This window comes from Microbacterium suaedae, from assembly GCF_003254645.1.
Lineage (GTDB): Bacteria > Actinomycetota > Actinomycetes > Actinomycetales > Microbacteriaceae > Microbacterium > Microbacterium suaedae.
Genome location: NZ_PNFD01000005.1, coordinates 59,108 through 77,850 on the forward strand (window position 1 = coordinate 59,108; position 18,743 = coordinate 77,850).

The window sequence follows — 18,743 nt, forward strand, 5'->3', positions numbered from 1 at the left end:
GCCGGCGGTCAGACCGGCGGCACCTCGGGCAACCCCGTGCGCAGCTCGAACGGCAGGTGCGCGACGTCGTTGTGGCTCACGAGGCTCCAGGGCCGCCCCTGTTTCTGCGCCAGGACCGTGAGCCCGCAATTCGCCTGATTGAGCGTCATCCAACGCCACTCCTCGGCCCCGAGGATCTCGCGCACGAACCACGAGATGACGAAGTTGTGGGTGATGAGCATCTCGTGCACATCACCTGTCTTGCGCACGAGGAACTCGCCCACAGCATCGGACATCTGCGCCTGCCCCGCCTCGATCTCGGCGTCGCTGATGCCGCCGAAGAAGGGTTCGAAGACCGCTGGTGTCTCCTCGGTCATCCCCGTCGGCACACAATCGAACAGAAGCGCGTGCGGCTGCGGATCGATTGCGGGCATGCGGTCGGCGAGGATCCGGGCCGTCTCCGTCGCCCGGACAAGGGGCGAATGCCACACCGTCTCGAACGGCACACCGGAGAGCCGGTCGGCGAGGAGGGCCGCCTGACGCACCCCGCGCGGAGAGAGTGGACCGTCCTCCAGCCCGTGCTCTGCGTGCTGATGCTCGCCGTGGCGGACAAAGTAGATGTAGTGCGTCACAGCCGTTCGCTTCGTCGAAGTCTTCTCGGAGTCGCGAGACCGTGCGCAGCCGCACCGCTCGCGACTCCACCCTACCGTGATGCGGCTCGATCGAGCCTCGCCGTCTGCGCGCGGGTGAGGTCGGCAGTGGCCGCCGGCGCCAGGTCGTCGATCTGGTGCGCGGCGAACACATTCACGATCGGTGCGACGACGCCCGGCTGGGCACGCGCCCACGCGAACGCCGTCGCAGCCGGCGTGAGCCCCGCCTCATGCGAGACGGAGTCGAGCGCTCGAGCGAGCTTCCCACGCCAGTGGAAGAGGCGCGCTGCGCGGCCCTGTCGCCCCGGAGACTGGGGAGGCGCCAGCAGGCCACGAGGCACCGCGTGGATCGGCATCACCGCGATCTCCTGGGGAAGCGCAAGCCGCTGCATCTCGCCCTCGTACACACCCCGATCGCCGAGCCCGAACGGGACCTCGAGCACGTCGAGTCTCGGATACCCGGTCGAGGCGAAGACGCGCGCCTCCAGCATCTGCGCCGCGTCGATCCCGTGCGCACCGACCGCCCGCACGACCCCGCCCGCAACGAGGCGTTCAGCGTCGGCCAATGCTGCTTCCAGATGTCCTCCCCCGGATTCCTGCCCCGAGGCGTCGAGGACGAGGACGTCGAGGTGGTCGACGTCGAGGCGACTCAGCATGCGCTCCACCCCATCGGCGAGCCGCACCGCGCCCTCACGCGTCATGCGCGGAGCGCCGATGCGCGCGGAGATGACGATGTCATCGCGCACTCCGCGCGAGCGGATCCAATCCCCGACAAGCTCAGCGGCCGCCGTATCGCGGTCGCTCACGTGCACGAGGTTCCCTCCGGTCTGCGCGTAGCGGTCGAGCAGCACGGTTCCGGCCCGCGGCTCGGCAAGGCGGTCGAAGCCGCCTGTGCCGAGGCCGAAAGGCAGCACGCCGATCTCTGTCCGCCCGAGCGGTACCCGCGCGCCGCGAGCGACCGGCGGCCCGACCTCGGGCAACGGTGCCGACGGATGCGATCGCATCGTCGTGCACGTCCTTCGTCTCGATGCGGCGTCATCCGATGGTGACGCCGTTCCTGCGTTTTCCATCATTTCCCCCCGGTGCCCATTGAACAGCGCATGAGTGCCGAATGAACCCCAACACGCTCACGATTCCGTGACGATTCGCGCCGCCGCGTGCTCGGATCCGGCCACTCGCTGTCGGATATGCTGAGTTCCCGTCCTTCCCACGAGCTGGAGCGTGACAATCCCGATGGACTCGCCCGCGAGCCCGCAATGCACTGCTGACACGTATGCCGGACGCGCGCCCGCTGTCCGCGCTTCAGCGTCAAGGACCACCGCGTGACCAGCGCGATCCTCCTTCTCCTCGTCGGTATCGTCTCCGTCCTCGCGATCATCGCGGCCAATGGGTACTTCGTCGCACAGGAGTTCGCGTACATGTCCGTGGACCGTTCGCGTCTGCGAGCGCTCGCGGAGTCCGGTGACGCAGGGGCGCGGCGCGCGCTGAAGGTCACGCGGCGCACGTCCTTCATGCTCTCCGGAGCCCAGCTCGGCATCACCGTGACTGGCCTCCTCATCGGCTACGTCGCGGAGCCGCTCATCGGCGAGGCGCTCGGCACGCTGTTCGGAGCGGCTGGCGTTCCCGCGGCAGTGAGCATCTCCGTCGGCACCGTCATCGCGCTCGCGATCGCGACCGTGGTGCAGATGATCTTCGGAGAGCTCTACCCGAAGAACCTCGCCATCGCGGCCCCGCTTCCGTTGGCGAAGGCCCTGTCGCGGTCCACGCTCATCTACCTGACCGTCTTCGGCTGGCTGGTCGCGGTCTTCGATGCGGCAGCCAACGGCCTGCTGCGCCTTCTCCGAATCGAGCCCGTCCACGATCTCGAGCCCAGCGCCTCGCCCGAAGAGCTTCGCCGCGCCGTCGCCGAGTCCCGCGCGAGCGGGCACCTGCCCGAGGACCTCTCGCTTCTCATCGACCGGATCCTGGACTTCCCGAATCACGATGTGGCGCACGCGATGGTGCCGCGATCGCGTGTCAGCGCCGTCCGGGCCGAGTCGACGGTGGCGGAGGTCCGACGCATGATGGCCGAGGGACATACGCGCTACCCGGTCGTGGACGCCGGCGACATGCCCGTCGGCGTCGTCGACATGGGCGTGCTGATCGGCCTCGACGCGAAGCACGACGACGAGCAGGTCGCCGCGATCATGCATCGTCCGCTCGTCATTCCGGAGCTCATGCCGCTGCCTGAGGCGCTTTCACAACTGACGGCGGCGCACAGCCAGCTCGCCTGCGTGATCGACGAGTACGGCGGCTTTGCAGGGATTCTCACGACCGAGGACCTTGCCGAAGAGCTGGTCGGAGAGCTGACGGATGAACACGACGCCGGGCGACCGGCAGAGAGCGTACCGCTCGGCGGCGATACGTGGCTCATGGACGGAGACGTACATCTCGACGAAGTGCACCGCACAGTCGGACACGCCCTGCCGGACGGCGACTTCGAGACGCTCGCCGGCCTCGTCATCGCGACGCACGGCGCGCTCCCGGGGCCGAACGAGCACATCCCGATCGAGCTGCCCGCCGAGGCCGACGAGCTCCTCGCGAATGAAGCGACGCGACGCATCCTGGACGCCGAAGTCGTCGAGGTCGACAACCATGTTCCGAGCGTGATCCGAGTGCGTCTCGTCGAGACGGCACCGGGCGATCCGGGAGCGTCCGCATGAGTATCGGAATCGTCATCCTCGTCACTGTCCTGCTGATCGGCGCGAGCGCATTCTTCGTCGTCATCGAGTTCGCGCTGCTCGGCGCGCGACGCGCTCGCCTCGAAAGTGAGGCGGCGACGAGCGTCGCCGCGCGAGCCGCGCTGCGCGGGATGAATGAGCTCACCGTGATGCTTGCGGTGGCCCAGATCGGCATCACCGTGTGCACGTTCGCACTCGGGGCCGTCACCAAGCCGGCGGTCGACGCGTGGCTCGTCCCTCCGCTTGAAGCGACGGGACTGCCCCTCTGGTTCGCCGACGGCCTGGCGTTCGCACTCGCCCTGCTCGTGGTGACGTTCCTCCACCTCGTCGTCGGCGAGATGGCGCCGAAATCATGGGCTATCGCACACCCCGAGTACGCGGCGAAGCTCGTCTCCCTCCCTGCGCGAGCCCTCGGATGGGCGCTGCGACCACTGCTGCTCTGGATCAACCGCATGGCGAATCGGCTCGTGTCGGCGAGCGGAGTCGAGCCCGTGGACCGCGCGGCCGTCGGCGGCCAGGACATCGACACCATCCGTCAGCTGGTCGAGCAGTCGGCCGAGGCCGGCACCCTGGAGGCTTCCTTCCGCGCGCAGATCGATGAGGTTCTGGATCTGCAGAACGCTCCTTCGCGCGATCTCGTCCCCGGGGATCGCGAGCCGACTTCTGTTCCGGCGGGCGCCTCGATCGGAGACGTTCAGGACGCCGCCGCACGCTCAGGTCATCTGAGGATCCTCATCGTCCACCCAGATCGGCGTCGCACGCAGGTCGTGCACGTGCGTGACACGCTTCTCGATCCGCGATCCGCTCTCGCGGAGACTCGTGCGCGCCCCGCGCTCGCGATCGATGGCGCGATCCCGGCCGGGCAGGCGCTTCAGCGCATGCAGGCGAACGGCGAGCAGCTGGCCGTGCTCCTGCAGGACGATCGTCTCGCCGGAGTCGTCACGATCGACGACATCCTCGCCCACGTGTTCCCGCGCGCCCACTGACAGCAGGAAACGCCGAAGGCCCGGCCGCTCTGTGAGCGTCCGGGCCTTCGTGACGTGCGGGAGGAGGGATCAGGCCTCGACAGCCTGCTCCTCGGCCTGCTCGCCGGCCGCGTCCTCCTGGACGAGCTCAAGCGAGAGCTTGCCGCGATCGTCGACCTTCGAGATCTTCACGAGCATCTTCTGCCCCACCGAGACGACGTCCTCGATGCTCTCGACGCGCTTGCCACCGTTGAGCTTGCGCAACTCGGTGACATGCAGCAGGCCGTCCTTGCCGGGCAGCAGCGAGACGAAGACGCCGAACTTCGCAATGTTCACGGCCGTGCCGAGGTACTGCTCGCCGACCTCGGGGTTGGTCGGGTTCGCGATCGCGTTGACCTGGGCACGGGCGGCCTCGGCCGTCGGACCGTCGGTCGCGCCGATGTAGACGGTGCCGTTGTCCTCGATCGAGATCGTCGCGCCGGTCTCGTCCTGGATGCCGTTGATCGTCTTGCCCTTCGGGCCGATCAGCTCGCCGATCTTGTCGACCGGGATCTGGACGCTGATGACGCGCGGCGCCGTCGGCGCCATCTCGTCGGGAGCGTCGATCGCCGAATTGAGCACCTCAAGGATGCGCAGACGCGCGTCCTTCGCCTGGGTGAGCGCACCGGCGAGCACCTCGCTGGGGATGCCGTCGAGCTTCGTGTCGAGCTGAAGCGCGGTGACGAACTCGCTCGTGCCGGCGACCTTGAAGTCCATGTCGCCGAGCGCATCCTCGGCGCCGAGAATGTCCGTGAGGGCCGCGTAGCGGGTCTCGCCGTCGACCTCCTCGGTCACGAGGCCCATCGCGATGCCCGCGACGGGGGCGCGCAGCGGCACACCCGCGTTGAGAAGCGAGAGCGTCGACGCGCAGACCGAACCCATCGAGGTGGATCCGTTCGAACCGAGCGCCTCGGAGACCTGGCGGATCGCGTAGGGGAACTCCTCGCGCGTGGGCAGCACGGGAACGAGCGCACGCTCCGCGAGGAAGCCGTGGCCGATCTCGCGACGCTTCGGGCTGCCAACGCGGCCCGTCTCGCCCGTCGAGTACGGCGGGAAGTTGTAGTGGTGCATGTAGCGCTTGCTCGTCGTGGGCGACAGCGAGTCGATCTGCTGCTCCATCTTGAGCATGTTCAGCGTGGTGACGCCCATGATCTGCGTCTCGCCTCGCTGGAAGATCGCGGATCCGTGCACGCGCGGAATGACCTGCACCTCCGCGTCGAGCGGACGGATGTCGGCAACGCCGCGACCGTCGATGCGAGCGCCCTCGGTGAGGATCCGCCCCCTCACGATCTCCTTCGTGAGCGACTTCCACGCGGCGGAGAACTCGCCGAGCGCGGACTCGGGGAGCTCGCCTGCCTCGACCTTTGCCGCGACAGCTTCCTTGGCCCGCGCCTTGAGGGCGTCATCGGCGTTCTGTCGCTCGGTCTTGTCGGCGATCTGGTAGACCGCGCTCAGCTCGTCGAACGCCTCGCCACGCACGACATCGAACGTCTCAGGCGCGTACGGCGGGAACGTCGGGAACTCGAGCGGCTCCTTCGTCGACTTCGCGGCCATCTCAGCCTGCGCCTCGACGAGCTGCTTGATGAAGGGCTTCGCCGCCTCGAGGCCGCCTGCGACGACCTCCTCGTTCGGCTTCGTCGCGCCGCCGCGGATGAGGTCCCAGCTCTGCTCGGTGGCCTCGGCCTCGACCATCATGATCGCGACCTCGCCGTTCTCGAGCACGCGGCCCGCGACCATCAGGTCGAAGACGGCCTCATCGAGCTGCTCGGCCGTCGGGAACGCGACCCACTGGTCCTCGTGCTGGCCGAGACCCGGGATGAGCGCGAGGCGCACGCCGGCGATCGGTCCCGAGAAGGGCAGGCCCGAGATCTGCGTCGACGCGCTGGCCGCGTTGATCGCGAGCGCGTCGTAGAACTCGCCCGGTGCAATCGAGAGCACCGTGACGACGATCTGAACCTCGTTGCGGAGGCCGCCGACGAACGACGGGCGCAGCGGGCGGTCGATGAGACGGCAGACGAGGATCGCGTCGGTCGAAGGGCGGCCCTCGCGGCGGAAGAACGAGCCGGGGATCTTGCCCGCGGCGTACGAACGCTCCTCGACGTCAACCGTCAGCGGGAAGAAGTCGAAGCCCTCGCGCGGGTGCTTCCCGGCGCTCGTCGCCGAGAGCAGCATCGTCTCTTCGTCGAGGTAGGCGGCGACGGAGCCCTGCGCCTGCTGCGCAAGGCGACCCGTCTCAAAGCGGATGGTGCGGGAGCCGAAGCGACCGTTGTCGAGAACGGTCTCGGCGGCAGTGATTTCTGGACCTTCCAAGAGGTCTCTCCTTAACGTCATGCCCGCAACCGCGGGCGTGAGAAGGAGCAGGGAGCGAGGAGTTTCATGCTGGCCACCAGGAGAGAGCCACCGGGGCAGCGCCCGGGAGATCACTTCTAGGGACCAGCTCCTGCGAGCCTGCTCCGCGGATATGTTGAGTTGACGGACTCCGGGGAATCCTCCCCCACCCTATCAGCGCATGCCGCGATCCCGGCTGCAGGGGCAACCACTCCAGCGCGGGATCACAGGGCCGGAGCGCCGTCAGACCCCTGTCGCTCGCCGTCGCGACGACGCCCCGGGACGATGACGTAGTCGCTGTGCTTGGCGAGCATCCCGTCCCCCGCGGTGCGTCCGTGGAGACGCCGCCAGATCCACGGCAGAGCATGATGCGTGAGCCAGGGCGCAGGAGGCGGCTCCTCCGTGTGGAACGCGTCGTCGAGGTCGCCCAGCGCCTCGGCATCGGGGATCCCCAGCACCTCGGCCGCGCGATACGAGAGCAGCCGGTGCCCGCGCGAGGCGAGGTGCACTTTGTCATCCGCGAACATCGACACATCGCACAGCTCAGGCAGCGCCTCGACGTCGACAAGATAGGCCCCGGTCTCACGCGCGATCCGGCGCATCTCGTGCGCGAAGCGAGCGAAGCGGCCTGCGAACATCCGCACCGCGCGGCGACGCGGCAGGAAGGGTGTCACGAGCAGGACGTCGGCGCCCGACGCACGCAACCGGGCGACGCTCGCCTCGAGGTCCCGCGCCGTGCGGGCGGGATCCGCCACATGTCCGACGAGATCGTTCGATCCCATGAACACCGACACGAGGTCCGGCTTCAGCTCAAGCGCGGCGGGAACCTGATCGCCCTCGAGATCGCGCATGCGACGGCTGCGCACGGCCAGGTTTGCGTAGAGGAAGTCGGTTCCGGCGCTCTCGGCAAGCATCGTCGCGAGGCGGTCAGCCCAGCCGCGGTACTCCCCCGACCGCTGCCGCGACGTGTCGCAGAGCCCCTCAGTGAGCGAGTCGCCGAGGGCGACGAAGCGTCGCCACTGCGGAGGCCTCGCCGGGGCGATGGGCGCGACGGGCCGCGTCGCGGAGCGGACGACGAGACTGTCATCGAAGCGCCGCAGTCGCGCCGCCTCGTCGTAGTGACCGAGCAGCTGCTCCGTGAGTGAGCGCCAGGTGCGCGACCGCACGCTCTCACGCGCGGCGGCCCCGAAGGAACGGCGCTTCGCCTCGTCACCCAGCAGGTCGACAACCCGTTCACGCAGGTCGTCGAGATCCCCCGGAGTGTAGAGCCAGCCGTCGATCGAGCTGCGCACCAGGTCGACGGGGCCACCGGATCCCGTCGCCACGACGGGGACGCCGCTCGCGAGCGCCTCCTGCACGGTCTGGCAGAACGTCTCGGACTCGCCCGGATGCACGAACACGTCGAAGCTCGCGACGGCGCGGCCGAGGTCAGCTCCGCCGAGGAACCCCGTGAACACCGCCCCCGGCAGATCCCGTTCGAGGCGTGCCCGCTCGGGCCCGTCACCGACGATCACCAGACGCGCGCCCTCGATGTCGGTCAGCACACGCAGATCTTCGACCTGCTTCTCGTGCGCGAGGCGTCCGACATACCCGATGAGCCGCTCCCCCGGCGCGACGCTCTTCCGCCACCCTTCGTCGCGACGCTCGGGCGAGAAACGATCGGCATCGACTCCGCGTCCCCACCTCCAGAGACGATCGACGTCGAGTGCCGCCAGCTGTTCCTCCGCCGCACTCGACGGAACCAGGGACATCGTCGCCCGGCGGTGCAGGCGGGCGACGTGCGACTCGGCGAACGCCGCGACGCCCGGAACGCCGTACCTCGTCGTATAGGCGATGACATCGGTCTGGTAGACGGCGACAGTCGGCACCCCCAAGCCGTCGGCGGCGACAAGTCCCTGCCAGCCGAGGACAGCGGGCGAAGCGAGGTGAACGACGTCGGGGCGGAAGCCCGCGAGGATCCGACGCACCTGCGCGACCGGTGCGACCGCGACGCGCACGTCCGGATAGCTCGGAAGCGGGAAGGAGGTCAGCAGCGCCGTCTCCGACGTGACCTCGACGCCGACCACGTGCTCCGGCTGCCCCGGCGCCTTCGGCGCAATGACGAGGGTCTCGTGACCGAGCTGTTCGAGGTGGCGCACCACTTGCAGAACGGAGTTCGTGACCCCGTTCATGTGAGGCAGGAAGCTCTCTGCGACGATGGCGACTCGCATGCCACCAGGATCGCGCGAGACCTCCCGTTCAACGCACGAAACGGGCCTGCTTCGCGAGATGTTCACGCGCCGCATCCGAGTGTTCAGATCACGTCCTCGCCCGTTCACCACCGGGCCAGCGACCGTTCCCCGGAGATCCGTTCCGCGCCGGCGTCGGAGCGCCCTGCTGTCTTCCGCGCCAGCGTCGGACCACCCAGCCCACCGCCCGCGCCAGCGTCGGAAGCCGAGACAGAGACCCGCGCCACCGTCGGAGTCGCCGCGGTGAAGACGCCCAGAGCACCGGCTTCTCGGTTGGTCACCGTTCGAGACTCCGACACCGGCGCAACCACCTCCCCCTCTCCTCCGACAACGGCGCCGACGGCCGGTGGCTCCTCCGACGTCCGCGCACGGCTTCCGGCGGCGCTCCGCCCGCAGCACCGGGGTCAGCGTGTCCACAGGCACAGATTTCGTGAGATTGTTCTCTCTCGGACGGATTGGGGCTTCGCCGCGGGTTCCCGTCGACCATGGTCTTCTTCATGCGCACATCCGACCTCGTCGCCCGGCTGCAGTCCCTCGGCGGCTGCGCGCGCTCCGCCACGCTGTTCGCACTCGGAGCCACCAAGAACGATCTCCGCACCGCGGTGCGGGGCGGTCACATCGCGATGCTGCGGCGCGGCGTCTACGCAGCGCCGGGCACTCCGCCCGCCGTCTGCGAGGCCGCCCGACATGGTGGCGCGCTCACCTGCGGCCGTGCGCTTCGAGCGCACGGCATCTGGGTGCTCGAAGGCGAGGGTCCGCCCCATGTCTGGCTCGGCGCACACGGACGTGCCCACCCGCACACGGCTTGCCGATGCGTCGGCCACTGGAGCGAGGGCACATCATCGCTCGGCGTTCTCGACCCAGCGCCCGCGCTCCTCCACTACGCCCGTTGCAGCAACGAGGAGGGCTTCTTCGCCGCGCTTGAGTCGGCTCTGCGGATCGGCGCGATCGGCTCCTCCGAACGCGCATGGATCCGCGAGCGACTCCCCGAACGCCTGCGCTGGCTGGTGGACCTTGCCCACTCGAAGTCCGACAGTGGGCTCGAGTCGATCGTGCGGCTGCGCCTGCACCGGATCGGAATCACCGTCGAAGCGCAGGTGACGATCATCGGGGTCGGAACCGTCGACTTCGTGATCGACGGCGTCGTCATCCTCGAGGTCGATGGCGTCGAGAACCACGACGGCCCGAGCAAGCGACACAAGGATCTGGTGCGCGACGCCGAGGCGAACGCCCGTGGGTACACGCCGCTGCGCTTCGACTATGCCCTGGTGATCCACAACTGGCCGAGGGTGGAACGGGCCATCATCGGCGCGCTTCGCGCGCGCGGGCGTCGGATGGGCTGAACAGTCACTGCGCCGGCGTCGGAGGAATCGCCCGAGCACCCGAGATTCTCCGGCGTGTCCCCTGAATGGGCACGATTTCTCCGACGCCCGCGCGGGCCGTCGCGCACTGCTCCGACGCTGGCGCGGGAGGTGGGATCCCGAGACTCCTGTTCCGCCGACGCGCCGAGGTCTAGGCTGTCGCCATGAGTGCAGCAGACGAGGATGTCTCGCCCAGCGACGAGACGAAGCGCAAGTTCCGGGAAGCGCTCGAGAGGAAGAACGCGCGGCACCGCGAGGGTGAGGCGCACCTCGACGGTGACTCGGCCATCCACGAGACCCACGCCGCCCACACGCAGCGACAGTTCCGCCGCAAAAGCGGATAGTCCGGTCTCCGAACCACCGACGCACGGGTGCCGGGCGACCCCTCGGGCCGCCCGGCACTTGTGCGGTCAGGCGAGCAGATCAGCGAAGGATCCGCCTCCGCCGAGATACGTCTCCGGGGCGTACGGATCCGCGCGAGACACCGTCTGCGCGCCGACGATGCGGTCGACGAGTTCCCGCGCACCGCGGTCGACACGCTGCTGCAGTGGAGCGACGCTGTCGGCGCCGTCCCCCCAGTCGTCGCTCGCGGCGAAGACACCCGTCGAGACCGGCTCGGCGTGGAGATAGGTGAACAGCGGACGCATGGCGTAGTCGATCGCGAGCGAGTGGCGGGGCGTGCCGGCCGTGGCTCCGAGCAGGACGGGTGTCCCCTCGAGCGCGTCACGGTCCAGGACATCCACCCAGCTCTTGAACAGACCCGAGTAGCTCGTGGAGAAGATGGGCGTGACCGCGATGAGCGCGTCGGCCTTCGCGACCTCTGCGTTCAGCTCGGCGAGCGGCGCGGGTGAGAAACCGGTGAGCAGGTGGTTCGTGATGTCGTGGGCGACATCACGCAGCTCGAAGACGCGCGCCTCGTGCTCGTCGCCGCGAGCCGACATGTCGCGGGACACCGCCTGGAGGATCCGGTCGGCGAGAAGGCGTGTCGATGACGGATCCGACAGGCCTGCCGAGACGACGATGATCTTCTTCACGTCACTCACCGTTCTGCTGCCTTTCCGAATGCCGATCCGCTCGTCTGCGTGTCCTGATAGGGAGACCCGCCCGTCACGTTGTCGCCGCGATTGGGGTTGGGGCGCGGCTGACGCGGCGCGTCGGCGCCGTACTTCGCCGTGACGAGCGACGCGTGCGTCGGAGCATCCGGCACGTTCTCCGGGCGGTCCTTCTGCAGCTCGCGGCGCAGGACCGGCACGACGTCCTCGCCGAGGAAGTCGATCTGCTCGAGCACCATCTTGAGCGGAAGCCCCGCGTGGTCCATGAGGAACAGCTGGCGCTGATAGTCACCGAAGGTGTCGCGCATCGATGCGTAGCGGTCGATCACCTGCTGCGGCGATCCGACCGTGAGCGGTGTCATCTCGGTGAAGTCCTCCATCGACGGCCCGTTGCCGTACACCGGCGCGCTGTCGAAATAGGGACGGAAACGGTCGATCGCGTCCTGCGAGTTCTTCGCCATGAACGCCTGACCGCCGAGCCCGACGATCGCCTGCTCGGGCGCGCCGTGACCGTAGTGGGCGAAGCGCTGCCGATACAGGTCGATGAGGCGCTGGTAGTGCTCCTTCGGCCAGAAGATGTTGTTCGCGAAGAAACCGTCGCCGTAGTAAGCCGCCTGCTCGGCGATCTCGGGCGTCCGGATCGAGCCGTGCCAGACGAACGGCGGCACGTCGTCGAGCGGCCTGGGCGTCGACGTGAATCCGCTGAGGGAGGTGCGGAACTTGCCCTCCCAGTCGACGACGTCCTCGCGCCAGAGACGGTTCAGCAGGTTGTAGTTCTCGATCGCGAGAGGGAGCCCCTGACGGATGTCCTTGCCGAACCACGGATACACGGGCCCGGTGTTGCCGCGCCCCATCACGAGGTCGATGCGTCCCCCCGCGAGGTGCTGAAGCATTGCGTAGTCCTCGGCGAGCTTCACGGGGTCGTTCGTCGTGACGAGCGTCGTCGAGGTCGACAGGATGAGCCGCTCGGTCTGCGCTGCGATGTACGCGAGCGTCGTCGTCGGCGACGACGAGAAGAACGGCGGGTTGTGGTGCTCGCCGATCGCGAAGACGTCGAGCCCGGCTTGCTCGGCGTGCGTGGCGATCGTGACGATGTCGCGGATCCGCTGCGCCTCGCTCGGGGTCTCGCCCGAAACCGGGTCGCGGGTGATGTCGCTGACCGAGAACAGGCCGAACTGCATGCCCTGCCACGTGTCCTGAGATGCGTGCTGTTCGCTCATGATGTCCCCTCTCTCGGCGCGGACGGATCCGCGCTCTTCCATGCGTGTGAATATACATGAGGAAACGCATGCGCGTCGAATCTATTCCCGGGCCTCGCCGAACACGGCGAAAGCCCGCCCCACACCTGGGACGGGCTTTCGAGAAGTCGATTGAACGCTGGGCGCTCGACCTGTCTTATCGACGGAGACCGATGCGCGCGATGAGCGCACGGTAGCGCTCGATGTCGACGCGCTGGAGGTATCCGAGCAGACGGCGGCGCTGACCGACGAGCAGGAACAGACCACGGCGCGAGTGGTGGTCGTGCTTGTGGTCCTTGAGATGCTCGGTGAGGTCCTTGATGCGCCGCGACAGCAGTGCAACCTGCACCTCGGGGGATCCGGTGTCACCGGGGTGCGTCGCGTACTCTTCGATGATCGACTTCTTGACGTCTGCTTCCAGTGCCATGTAAGTGATCCCCTTTCTCGTCGTTGCGCGGCGCCCGTCGCCTGATGCGCGAGCTCTCTTTCTCCGCGGCCGTTCTTACGGCAACCACAGGAGTCTACCCCATGCGCGATACCTGCGCACACAGCGAATCCCCGCCCTCGCGAACGCGAGAACGGGGATCCGTACTGAAAGGCGATCAGGCCTCGAGCGCACCCTGCAGATCGAGGGTGATCTTGACGTCCTTGCCGACGAGAACACCGCCCGTCTCGAGCGCGGCGTTCCAGGTCAGACCGAACTCCTCGCGGTCGATCGTGCCCTGAGCAGTGGCGCCGGCCTTGTAGTTACCCCACGGGTCGGTCCCGAAGCCACCGATCTCGAGCGCGAAGCTCACGGGCTTGGTGACATCCTTGATCGTGAGGTCTCCGTCGACGAAGAGGTCGCCACCCTCGGCACGGACACCCGTGCTCGAGAAGGCGATGGTCGGGTAGGTGTCGGCGTCGAAGAAGTCCTCGCCGCGCAGGTGCGCATCGCGCCCCTCGTCCTTCGTGCTGATCGACGCGACGTCGGCCGTCGCCTTGACCGTGGCCTCGAGGGGGTTCTCCGGCAGCACGATCGTCGCCTCCTTGACGGCGAAGTGACCGCGCACCTTCGAGATCATCATGTGGCGCACCTCGAAACCGACCTCGCTGTGGGCGGAGTCGAGGACGTAGGTGCCGGGCTTGTAGCCAGGAATGTCGAGGGTCATGCGTGCTCCTTGTGGTGATGACGTGGGGTCGCCTCGCGAGCGACGCCCCCACTATAACCATTCACGCGCATGGAAATCAAGTCGCGTGAATACATCCTGTGTCCAGACAGACGAAAACGGGCCCGGGAGCGTTCCCGGGCCCGTTCTGGCGACACCTGCCGTCAGGCAGCGTCGATGAGATCGATGATGAAGATGAGCGTCTTGCCGCTGAGGAAGTGACCGGCACCCTCGGGCCCATAGGCGAGCTCGGGAGGAACCGTCAGCTGACGGCGACCGCCGACCTTCATTCCGGGGATGCCCTCCTGCCACCCCTTGATCAGCATGCCGAGCGGGAACTGTGCGGGCTCCCCGCGGTTCCAGGACGAGTCGAACTCCTCGCCCGTGTCGTAATCGACGCCCGCATAGTGGATCGTGACGGTCGCGCCCGCCTTGGCCTCGGCGCCATCACCGACGATGATGTCTCGGATCTCGAGCTCGGCGGGAGCCGGGCCTTCCGGGGCGTCGAACTCGGGCTTCGTGCGGTCTGCAGTCATACCCCCATCCAACCCTGCGCCGACGTCGAGGTCAAAGGTCGTGCGCTGAGGGCGAAACCGGGTGCGTCACGGCGCAGGCGCCACGGCGTCGAGACAAAGAGCCAGCGCCCGGGTCTCGGCGAGGCCGGAGAACACGTCGGGCGCTGGTCTATGGAAAGAGGATCCCTCACGGCCCACCGGCTGTCAATACCCTGCGCAGCGATATCCTGCCGGCGCGTCAGACTCCCACCGGCGCCAACAGCTCAGAGCGCGTTATCAGCATGCGACGAAGCAGCGTGCGCTCGTCGACCGATGCGAGCGGATCCCGCCCTGTGAGAGCGCGCTGCCGGGCCCAGGCGAGGCGCGCACCGTCGTGGATGAACCTCTTCATTATGCGGCGGCGGTCCCCCGGCAGCGTCGCCGCCCATGCGAGTCCCGCTTTCCGTCCAGCGCGCGTCGACAAGATGTCGGCCTCCTGTGGGGTGAACCAGCCGGCGCGCACGTACTCATCGAGGCGCTCGCGCCGCAGCCGCAGCTCCTCGACACGGATCCGGACCACGGCGACCACGGACACCGCGAACAGCGGGATCTGCACGAGCAGATACGGCAGGAAGAACCCGGCAAAGCGCGCCGAGCCATTCCAGATGGCGTGCAGCACGATCGCGACGAGGAGCCCGAGCAGCCACGGGAGCAGGACGTTCTTCCCTCGACGCACCGCGAGCCCGACGGCGAAGCCGCACGCCGCCGTGAACATGATGTGCGCGAATGGTGACAGCACGGCGCGCAAGAAGAAGGCCGTCGTGAGGTCGCCGACCCCGCCACCGAGGAGCGCCTCGACGAAATACTTGATGTTCTCGACGAAGGCGAAGCCTGCTCCGATGAGCCCGCCGTACACGATCCCGTCGAGCGCGCCGTCGAGCGCCCGCTTGCCCATCGCGAGCACGACAAGGATCCCCGCGCATTTGAGGACTTCCTCGACGATCGGCGCCTGCACGATCGAGCCGAACCCCGCGAGCGTCGCCGTCGCCGGCAGTGCGGTCTGCACGAACATCCCGACCGCAAGAGTCAGGATGATCGCGACGAACGCGCCCCACCCGGTCGCGAACACCAGCATGGCCCGCGGCTCGGGTTCCCAGCGGTCGAGCCACATGAGGCACATCACGACGCCCGCGAACGGGAGGAACGCGAGCAGTGACGCGATCGCAGGCCCCGCAGCCCCGTAGGTCGTGACGAAGAACCCCGTCGTCGCGAGGGCCGCAAGGCCCAGGACGAACCACAGCCAGATCCAGACTGACCGCCCCTGGCGCAGGAGAGTCGGGGCGGAGACGGGGACGTGGGGTTCGTCCGCCGGCGCAGCCGAGATCGGATCTCCCTGGTTACGCATGCGCGGAGAGAACGCGCGCCGCGGCGCCCCCGGGTGCGGAGGAGTGGTCATGATCCCGTATTCTCTCATCGCGCGCCGCGCCCGACCGCTGGTCCGCCCGCGCACGCGGATAGGCTGATCGACATGCGCTTCGCCCACGTGACCCTGCCGGATGCCGACGTCCCGTCGCTCGTCCACGTGACCGATGACGGCGTCGTCGCCGTCGCCGTCCTCATGGATGCCGGCCCCGCGACGCTCGAGTCCCTCCTCGCGGCGGGACCGCCCGCTCTCGATGCCGTCGAGGCGGCCGCCGCAGCCTATGGCGGACCGCGGACGCCCATCGCCGACGTGCGCTTCGCTCCCGGTGTGCTCACGCCTCCGTCGATCATGGCGGTCGGCCTGAACTACTCGGCTCACGCGGGCGAGCTGAGCCTGAAGAGCGACGACACCCCGACCGTCTTCACGCTCTGGCCGAACTCGCTCGCCGGGCACGAGGGGACGACGACGTGGTCGCGCGCGCAGAGCGAATCGGTCGACTACGAAGCCGAGCTCGGCGTGATCATCGGTCGCCCCGCAAGGAACGTCTCCGAGGACGAGGCGCTCGACTATGTCTTCGGGTACACCGTCGTCAACGACATCTCGGCGCGCAACATCCAGTACTCCGAGGCGCAGTGGTGCCGCTGCAAGTCACTCGACGGCTTCACCCCCGTCGGACCGTATGTCGTGACGGCCGACGAGATCCCGGATCCCCAGGACCTGAAGATATGGACGCGCGTCGACGGCGAGCTGCTGCAGGACGCCACAACGGGGCAGATGATCCGCTCGGTCGCGACGCTCGTCTCGCACCTTTCGCGCGGGATCACGCTGCTGCCGGGCACCCTCATCTCGACGGGTTCGCCGGGCGGATCCGGCTACTCGCGCACCCCGCAGGTGCTGCTGCAGGACGGGTCGACCGTCACGGTCGGCGTGGAGGGCATCGGCGAGCTGACGACGCACTGCCGCACGGTCGCGTAGAGCGTCCTACTCCTCGATCCCGAGGGCGTCGAGCAACCACGCGAGCTGGTACGCGCGCTCGCGCCATGCGTTGTAGCGGCCACTCACGCCCGCGTGCCCGGCGACCATCTCGCACTTCAGAAGCACGTCCGCGCCAACTTCGCGCAGGCGCGCGACCCACTTCGCAGGCTCGACGTAGTACACGCGCGTGTCGTTGAGCGACGTCATCGCGAGGATCCGCGGGTACCGCACGCCCTCGCGCACGTTCTCGTACGGCGTGTAGGCGCGCATGGCCTCGTAGAACTGGGGGTCGTGCAGCGGATCGCCCCACTCCTCCCACTCGATGACGGTGAGCGGCAGGGACGGGTCGAGGATCGTCGTGAGCGCGTCGACGAACGGGACGTCGGCGAGGATGCCCGCGAAGAGCTCAGGCGCGAGATTCGCGACGGCGCCCATAAGCAGGCCGCCGGCGGATCCGCCCTCAGCGACAAGTCGCTTCGGCGTCGTGTAGCCGTCGTCGATGAGGTGCCGCGCGACGTCCACGAAGTCGGTGAAGCTGTTGCGCTTGTTCGCGAGCTTGCCGCCCTCGTACCACGCGCGCCCCATCTCGCCTCCGCCGCGCACGTGGGCGACGGCGAAGACGACGCCGCGGTCGAGCATCGACAGTCGCGCCGTCGAGAAGCCCGGATCGATCGAGTGCTCGTAGGCGCCGTACCCGTACAGGTGCACGGGGCGCACCGTCTCGCCGGGCGTACCGAAGGACCGCTTCCAGACGAGCGAGACGGGGATCTCCGTCCCGTCGGTCGCCGTGACCCAGACGCGGCCCTGCGCGTAGTCGTCGCGCTCGTAGCCGCCGAGGATCTCGGCCCGTTTGAGGAGCGTCAGCTCGCCCGTACGCACCTCGTAGTCGTAGACGGTCCCGGGTGTCGTGAACGAGCCGTAGTGCAGCCGTACGCCGGGCTGCGTCCACTCGGGATTTCCGGCCGCGCCCGCCGTGAACAGCGGCTCGTCGAACTCGATCTCGCGCACCTCGTGGGTCGCGTAGTCGAGGATCCCCATGCGCGGGATCCCGCCCGAGCGGTACTCGACGACCGCGAAGTCGCGGAAGCAGTCGACGTCCTCCAGACGCACGCCCGCTCTGTGCGCGATGACGGTCTCGGGCTCGGCCGACGGGTCGTCGGCCGGCAGCCGCACGAGCGCGAAGTCTTCGGCGTCCTGATTGTGCAGCACGTACAGCCAGTCGCGGCCCCCGACGATGGCGTGGTCCACCGAGTACTCGACGCCGTCCTCGCGCGAGAACACCGAGATCGACTCCACGTCTTCATCGCCCGCGTACAGTCGCTCGACGTCCTCCGTGCGAATGAGATCGATGGCGGTCGTCGTGTTCGACCCCGACACGATCTCGAGGAAGCGGTCGCTGCGCGTGAAGCCGGCGCCCGCCCAGAAGGCCTCGTCGGGCTCGTGGAAGATCAGCGCGTCGTCCTCGCGCGTCGCGTCGCCGACGCGGTGCAGCCACACGCGATCCGGTCGCCACGCGTCATCGACGGTCGAGTACACGATGAAGCGTCCGTCAGGCGTGAACTTCGCTCCCGCGCCGATGCCTTCGAGCACGTCCGGCAGCGCCTCGCCGCTCGCGATGTCGCGGACGCGCACGGTGTAGCGCTCGTCGCCGGCGACGTCGACGCCCCACAGCATGCGGGTTCCGTCGGCCGTGACGCTGAAGGCGCCGAGCGAGAAGAACTCGTGCCCCTCCGCTTCGACGTTCGCATCGAGAAGGATCTGCTCCCCCGGCACGTCCTCCCCGGGCGTGAGCGACGGGGGTGTCCAGTCGTGGGGATTCGCGATCGGCGCGCGGCACTGCAGACCATACTGCTGCCCCTCGATCGAGCGCCCGTAGTACCACCACTCCCCCTGGCGGATCGGCACCGACAGATCGGTCTCGCGCACGCGGCTCTTGATCTCGCCGAAGACCTTCTCGCGAAGGGGTTCGAGTCGCGCGAGCTCCGCGTCGGCGTGCGCGTTCTCGGCCTCGAGATGAGCGATCAGCTCGGGCGAGGTCTTGTCGCGCATCCACTCGTACGGGTCCGAGAACTCACGTCCGTGGTGGACGCGGGTGTGGGGGACCTTCTTCGCGATCGGTGCAGTCATCATCACCACGTTATCC

The 18,743-nt window shown here is 68.4% G+C and carries 16 protein-coding genes; 5 read left to right on the forward strand and 11 right to left on the reverse strand.

What is annotated here, in order from left to right; genetic code table 11:
• Positions 1 to 8 precede the first annotated feature (8 nt).
• Entirely contained in the window at positions 9 to 611 is a 603-nt protein-coding gene (locus tag C0012_RS14250; RefSeq protein ID WP_110590327.1) for a histidine phosphatase family protein, read from the reverse strand.
• Between the two features lie 71 nt (positions 612 to 682).
• The gene (locus C0012_RS14255; RefSeq protein WP_162621949.1) at positions 683 to 1,633 is read right to left on the reverse strand and encodes an aldo/keto reductase; all 951 of its coding nucleotides are present in this window, start codon (positions 1,631 to 1,633) and stop codon (positions 683 to 685) included.
• Positions 1,634 to 1,951: 318 nt separating this feature from the next.
• On the opposite strand from C0012_RS14255, the gene C0012_RS14260 reads away from it, so the two are divergent.
• A complete protein-coding gene (locus tag C0012_RS14260; RefSeq protein ID WP_110590325.1) occupies positions 1,952 to 3,331 on the forward strand; it encodes a hemolysin family protein in 1,380 nt (459 codons plus the stop codon).
• Positions 3,328 to 4,335: a CNNM domain-containing protein gene (locus C0012_RS14265; RefSeq protein ID WP_110590324.1), complete on the forward strand. Its 1,008-nt coding sequence runs from the start codon at positions 3,328 to 3,330 to the stop codon at positions 4,333 to 4,335. Before C0012_RS14260 ends, C0012_RS14265 begins: the two co-directional genes overlap by 4 nt.
• Positions 4,336 to 4,404: 69 nt before the next feature.
• On the opposite strand, the gene C0012_RS14270 is transcribed toward C0012_RS14265, so the two are convergent.
• The gene (locus tag C0012_RS14270) at positions 4,405 to 6,663 is read right to left on the reverse strand and encodes a polyribonucleotide nucleotidyltransferase (RefSeq protein ID WP_110590323.1); all 2,259 of its coding nucleotides are present in this window, start codon (positions 6,661 to 6,663) and stop codon (positions 4,405 to 4,407) included.
• Between the two features lie 242 nt (positions 6,664 to 6,905).
• Complete coding sequence (locus tag C0012_RS14275) at positions 6,906 to 8,891, reverse strand: GDSL-type esterase/lipase family protein (RefSeq protein ID WP_110590322.1); 1,986 nt, start codon at positions 8,889 to 8,891, stop codon at positions 6,906 to 6,908.
• A gap of 515 nt (positions 8,892 to 9,406) precedes the next feature.
• Here C0012_RS14275 and C0012_RS14280 point away from each other — a divergent pair.
• Entirely contained in the window at positions 9,407 to 10,252 is an 846-nt protein-coding gene (locus tag C0012_RS14280; RefSeq protein WP_110590387.1) for a DUF559 domain-containing protein, read from the forward strand.
• Positions 10,253 to 10,434: 182 nt separating this feature from the next.
• Positions 10,435 to 10,614: a DUF5302 domain-containing protein gene (locus tag C0012_RS14285; RefSeq protein ID WP_110590321.1), complete on the forward strand. Its 180-nt coding sequence runs from the start codon at positions 10,435 to 10,437 to the stop codon at positions 10,612 to 10,614.
• 66 nt (positions 10,615 to 10,680) lie between these two features.
• Here the strand turns inward: C0012_RS14285 and C0012_RS14290 are convergent, their stop codons facing one another.
• The 6 genes from C0012_RS14290 to C0012_RS14315 form a co-directional block, all read right to left on the reverse strand.
• Positions 10,681 to 11,313, reverse strand: coding sequence for an FMN reductase (locus C0012_RS14290; protein ID WP_110590320.1), 633 nt, complete (start codon positions 11,311 to 11,313; stop codon positions 10,681 to 10,683).
• Positions 11,310 to 12,542 carry an LLM class flavin-dependent oxidoreductase gene (locus C0012_RS14295; RefSeq protein ID WP_110590386.1) on the reverse strand — a complete coding sequence of 411 codons (1,233 nt, stop codon included), beginning with the start codon at positions 12,540 to 12,542 and terminating at the stop codon, positions 11,310 to 11,312. Before C0012_RS14295 ends, C0012_RS14290 begins: the two co-directional genes overlap by 4 nt.
• 175 nt (positions 12,543 to 12,717) lie before the next feature.
• On the reverse strand, positions 12,718 to 12,987 hold the full coding sequence (gene rpsO / locus C0012_RS14300) for a 30S ribosomal protein S15 (protein WP_110590319.1): 270 nt from the start codon (positions 12,985 to 12,987) through the stop codon (positions 12,718 to 12,720).
• Positions 12,988 to 13,162: 175 nt separating this feature from the next.
• Positions 13,163 to 13,711, reverse strand: coding sequence for a YceI family protein (locus C0012_RS14305; protein WP_110590318.1), 549 nt, complete (start codon positions 13,709 to 13,711; stop codon positions 13,163 to 13,165).
• Between the two features lie 161 nt (positions 13,712 to 13,872).
• Positions 13,873 to 14,244, reverse strand: coding sequence for an FKBP-type peptidyl-prolyl cis-trans isomerase (locus C0012_RS14310; protein ID WP_110590317.1), 372 nt, complete (start codon positions 14,242 to 14,244; stop codon positions 13,873 to 13,875).
• A 217-nt stretch (positions 14,245 to 14,461) separates the two neighbouring features.
• Positions 14,462 to 15,607 carry a PrsW family intramembrane metalloprotease gene (locus C0012_RS14315; protein WP_110590385.1) on the reverse strand — a complete coding sequence of 382 codons (1,146 nt, stop codon included), beginning with the start codon at positions 15,605 to 15,607 and terminating at the stop codon, positions 14,462 to 14,464.
• Positions 15,608 to 15,730: 123 nt separating this feature from the next.
• On the opposite strand from C0012_RS14315, the gene C0012_RS14320 reads away from it, so the two are divergent.
• The gene (locus C0012_RS14320) at positions 15,731 to 16,600 is read left to right on the forward strand and encodes a fumarylacetoacetate hydrolase family protein (RefSeq protein WP_110590316.1); all 870 of its coding nucleotides are present in this window, start codon (positions 15,731 to 15,733) and stop codon (positions 16,598 to 16,600) included.
• 6 nt (positions 16,601 to 16,606) lie between these two features.
• Here the strand turns inward: C0012_RS14320 and C0012_RS14325 are convergent, their stop codons facing one another.
• Positions 16,607 to 18,730 (reverse strand): S9 family peptidase, encoded by a 2,124-nt coding sequence (locus tag C0012_RS14325; protein ID WP_408631144.1) that lies wholly within the window; start codon positions 18,728 to 18,730, stop codon positions 16,607 to 16,609.
• Positions 18,731 to 18,743: the final 13 nt, after the last annotated feature.

Coding starts and splice junctions, on each gene's coding strand:
- C0012_RS14315 (WP_110590385.1), bottom strand. CDS start 15,607: ATGCGTAACCAGGGAGATCCGATCTCGGCTGCGCCGGCGGACGAACCC.
- C0012_RS14305 (WP_110590318.1), bottom strand. CDS start 13,711: ATGACCCTCGACATTCCTGGCTACAAGCCCGGCACCTACGTCCTCGAC.
- C0012_RS14285 (WP_110590321.1), top strand. CDS start 10,435: ATGAGTGCAGCAGACGAGGATGTCTCGCCCAGCGACGAGACGAAGCGC.
- C0012_RS14320 (WP_110590316.1), top strand. CDS start 15,731: ATGCGCTTCGCCCACGTGACCCTGCCGGATGCCGACGTCCCGTCGCTC.
- C0012_RS14255 (WP_162621949.1), bottom strand. CDS start 1,633: ATGCGATCGCATCCGTCGGCACCGTTGCCCGAGGTCGGGCCGCCGGTC.
- rpsO (WP_110590319.1), bottom strand. CDS start 12,987: ATGGCACTGGAAGCAGACGTCAAGAAGTCGATCATCGAAGAGTACGCG.
- C0012_RS14295 (WP_110590386.1), bottom strand. CDS start 12,542: ATGAGCGAACAGCACGCATCTCAGGACACGTGGCAGGGCATGCAGTTC.
- C0012_RS14325 (WP_408631144.1), bottom strand. CDS start 18,730: ATGATGACTGCACCGATCGCGAAGAAGGTCCCCCACACCCGCGTCCAC.
- C0012_RS14310 (WP_110590317.1), bottom strand. CDS start 14,244: ATGACTGCAGACCGCACGAAGCCCGAGTTCGACGCCCCGGAAGGCCCG.
- C0012_RS14275 (WP_110590322.1), bottom strand. CDS start 8,891: ATGCGAGTCGCCATCGTCGCAGAGAGCTTCCTGCCTCACATGAACGGG.
- C0012_RS14265 (WP_110590324.1), top strand. CDS start 3,328: ATGAGTATCGGAATCGTCATCCTCGTCACTGTCCTGCTGATCGGCGCG.
- C0012_RS14280 (WP_110590387.1), top strand. CDS start 9,407: ATGCGCACATCCGACCTCGTCGCCCGGCTGCAGTCCCTCGGCGGCTGC.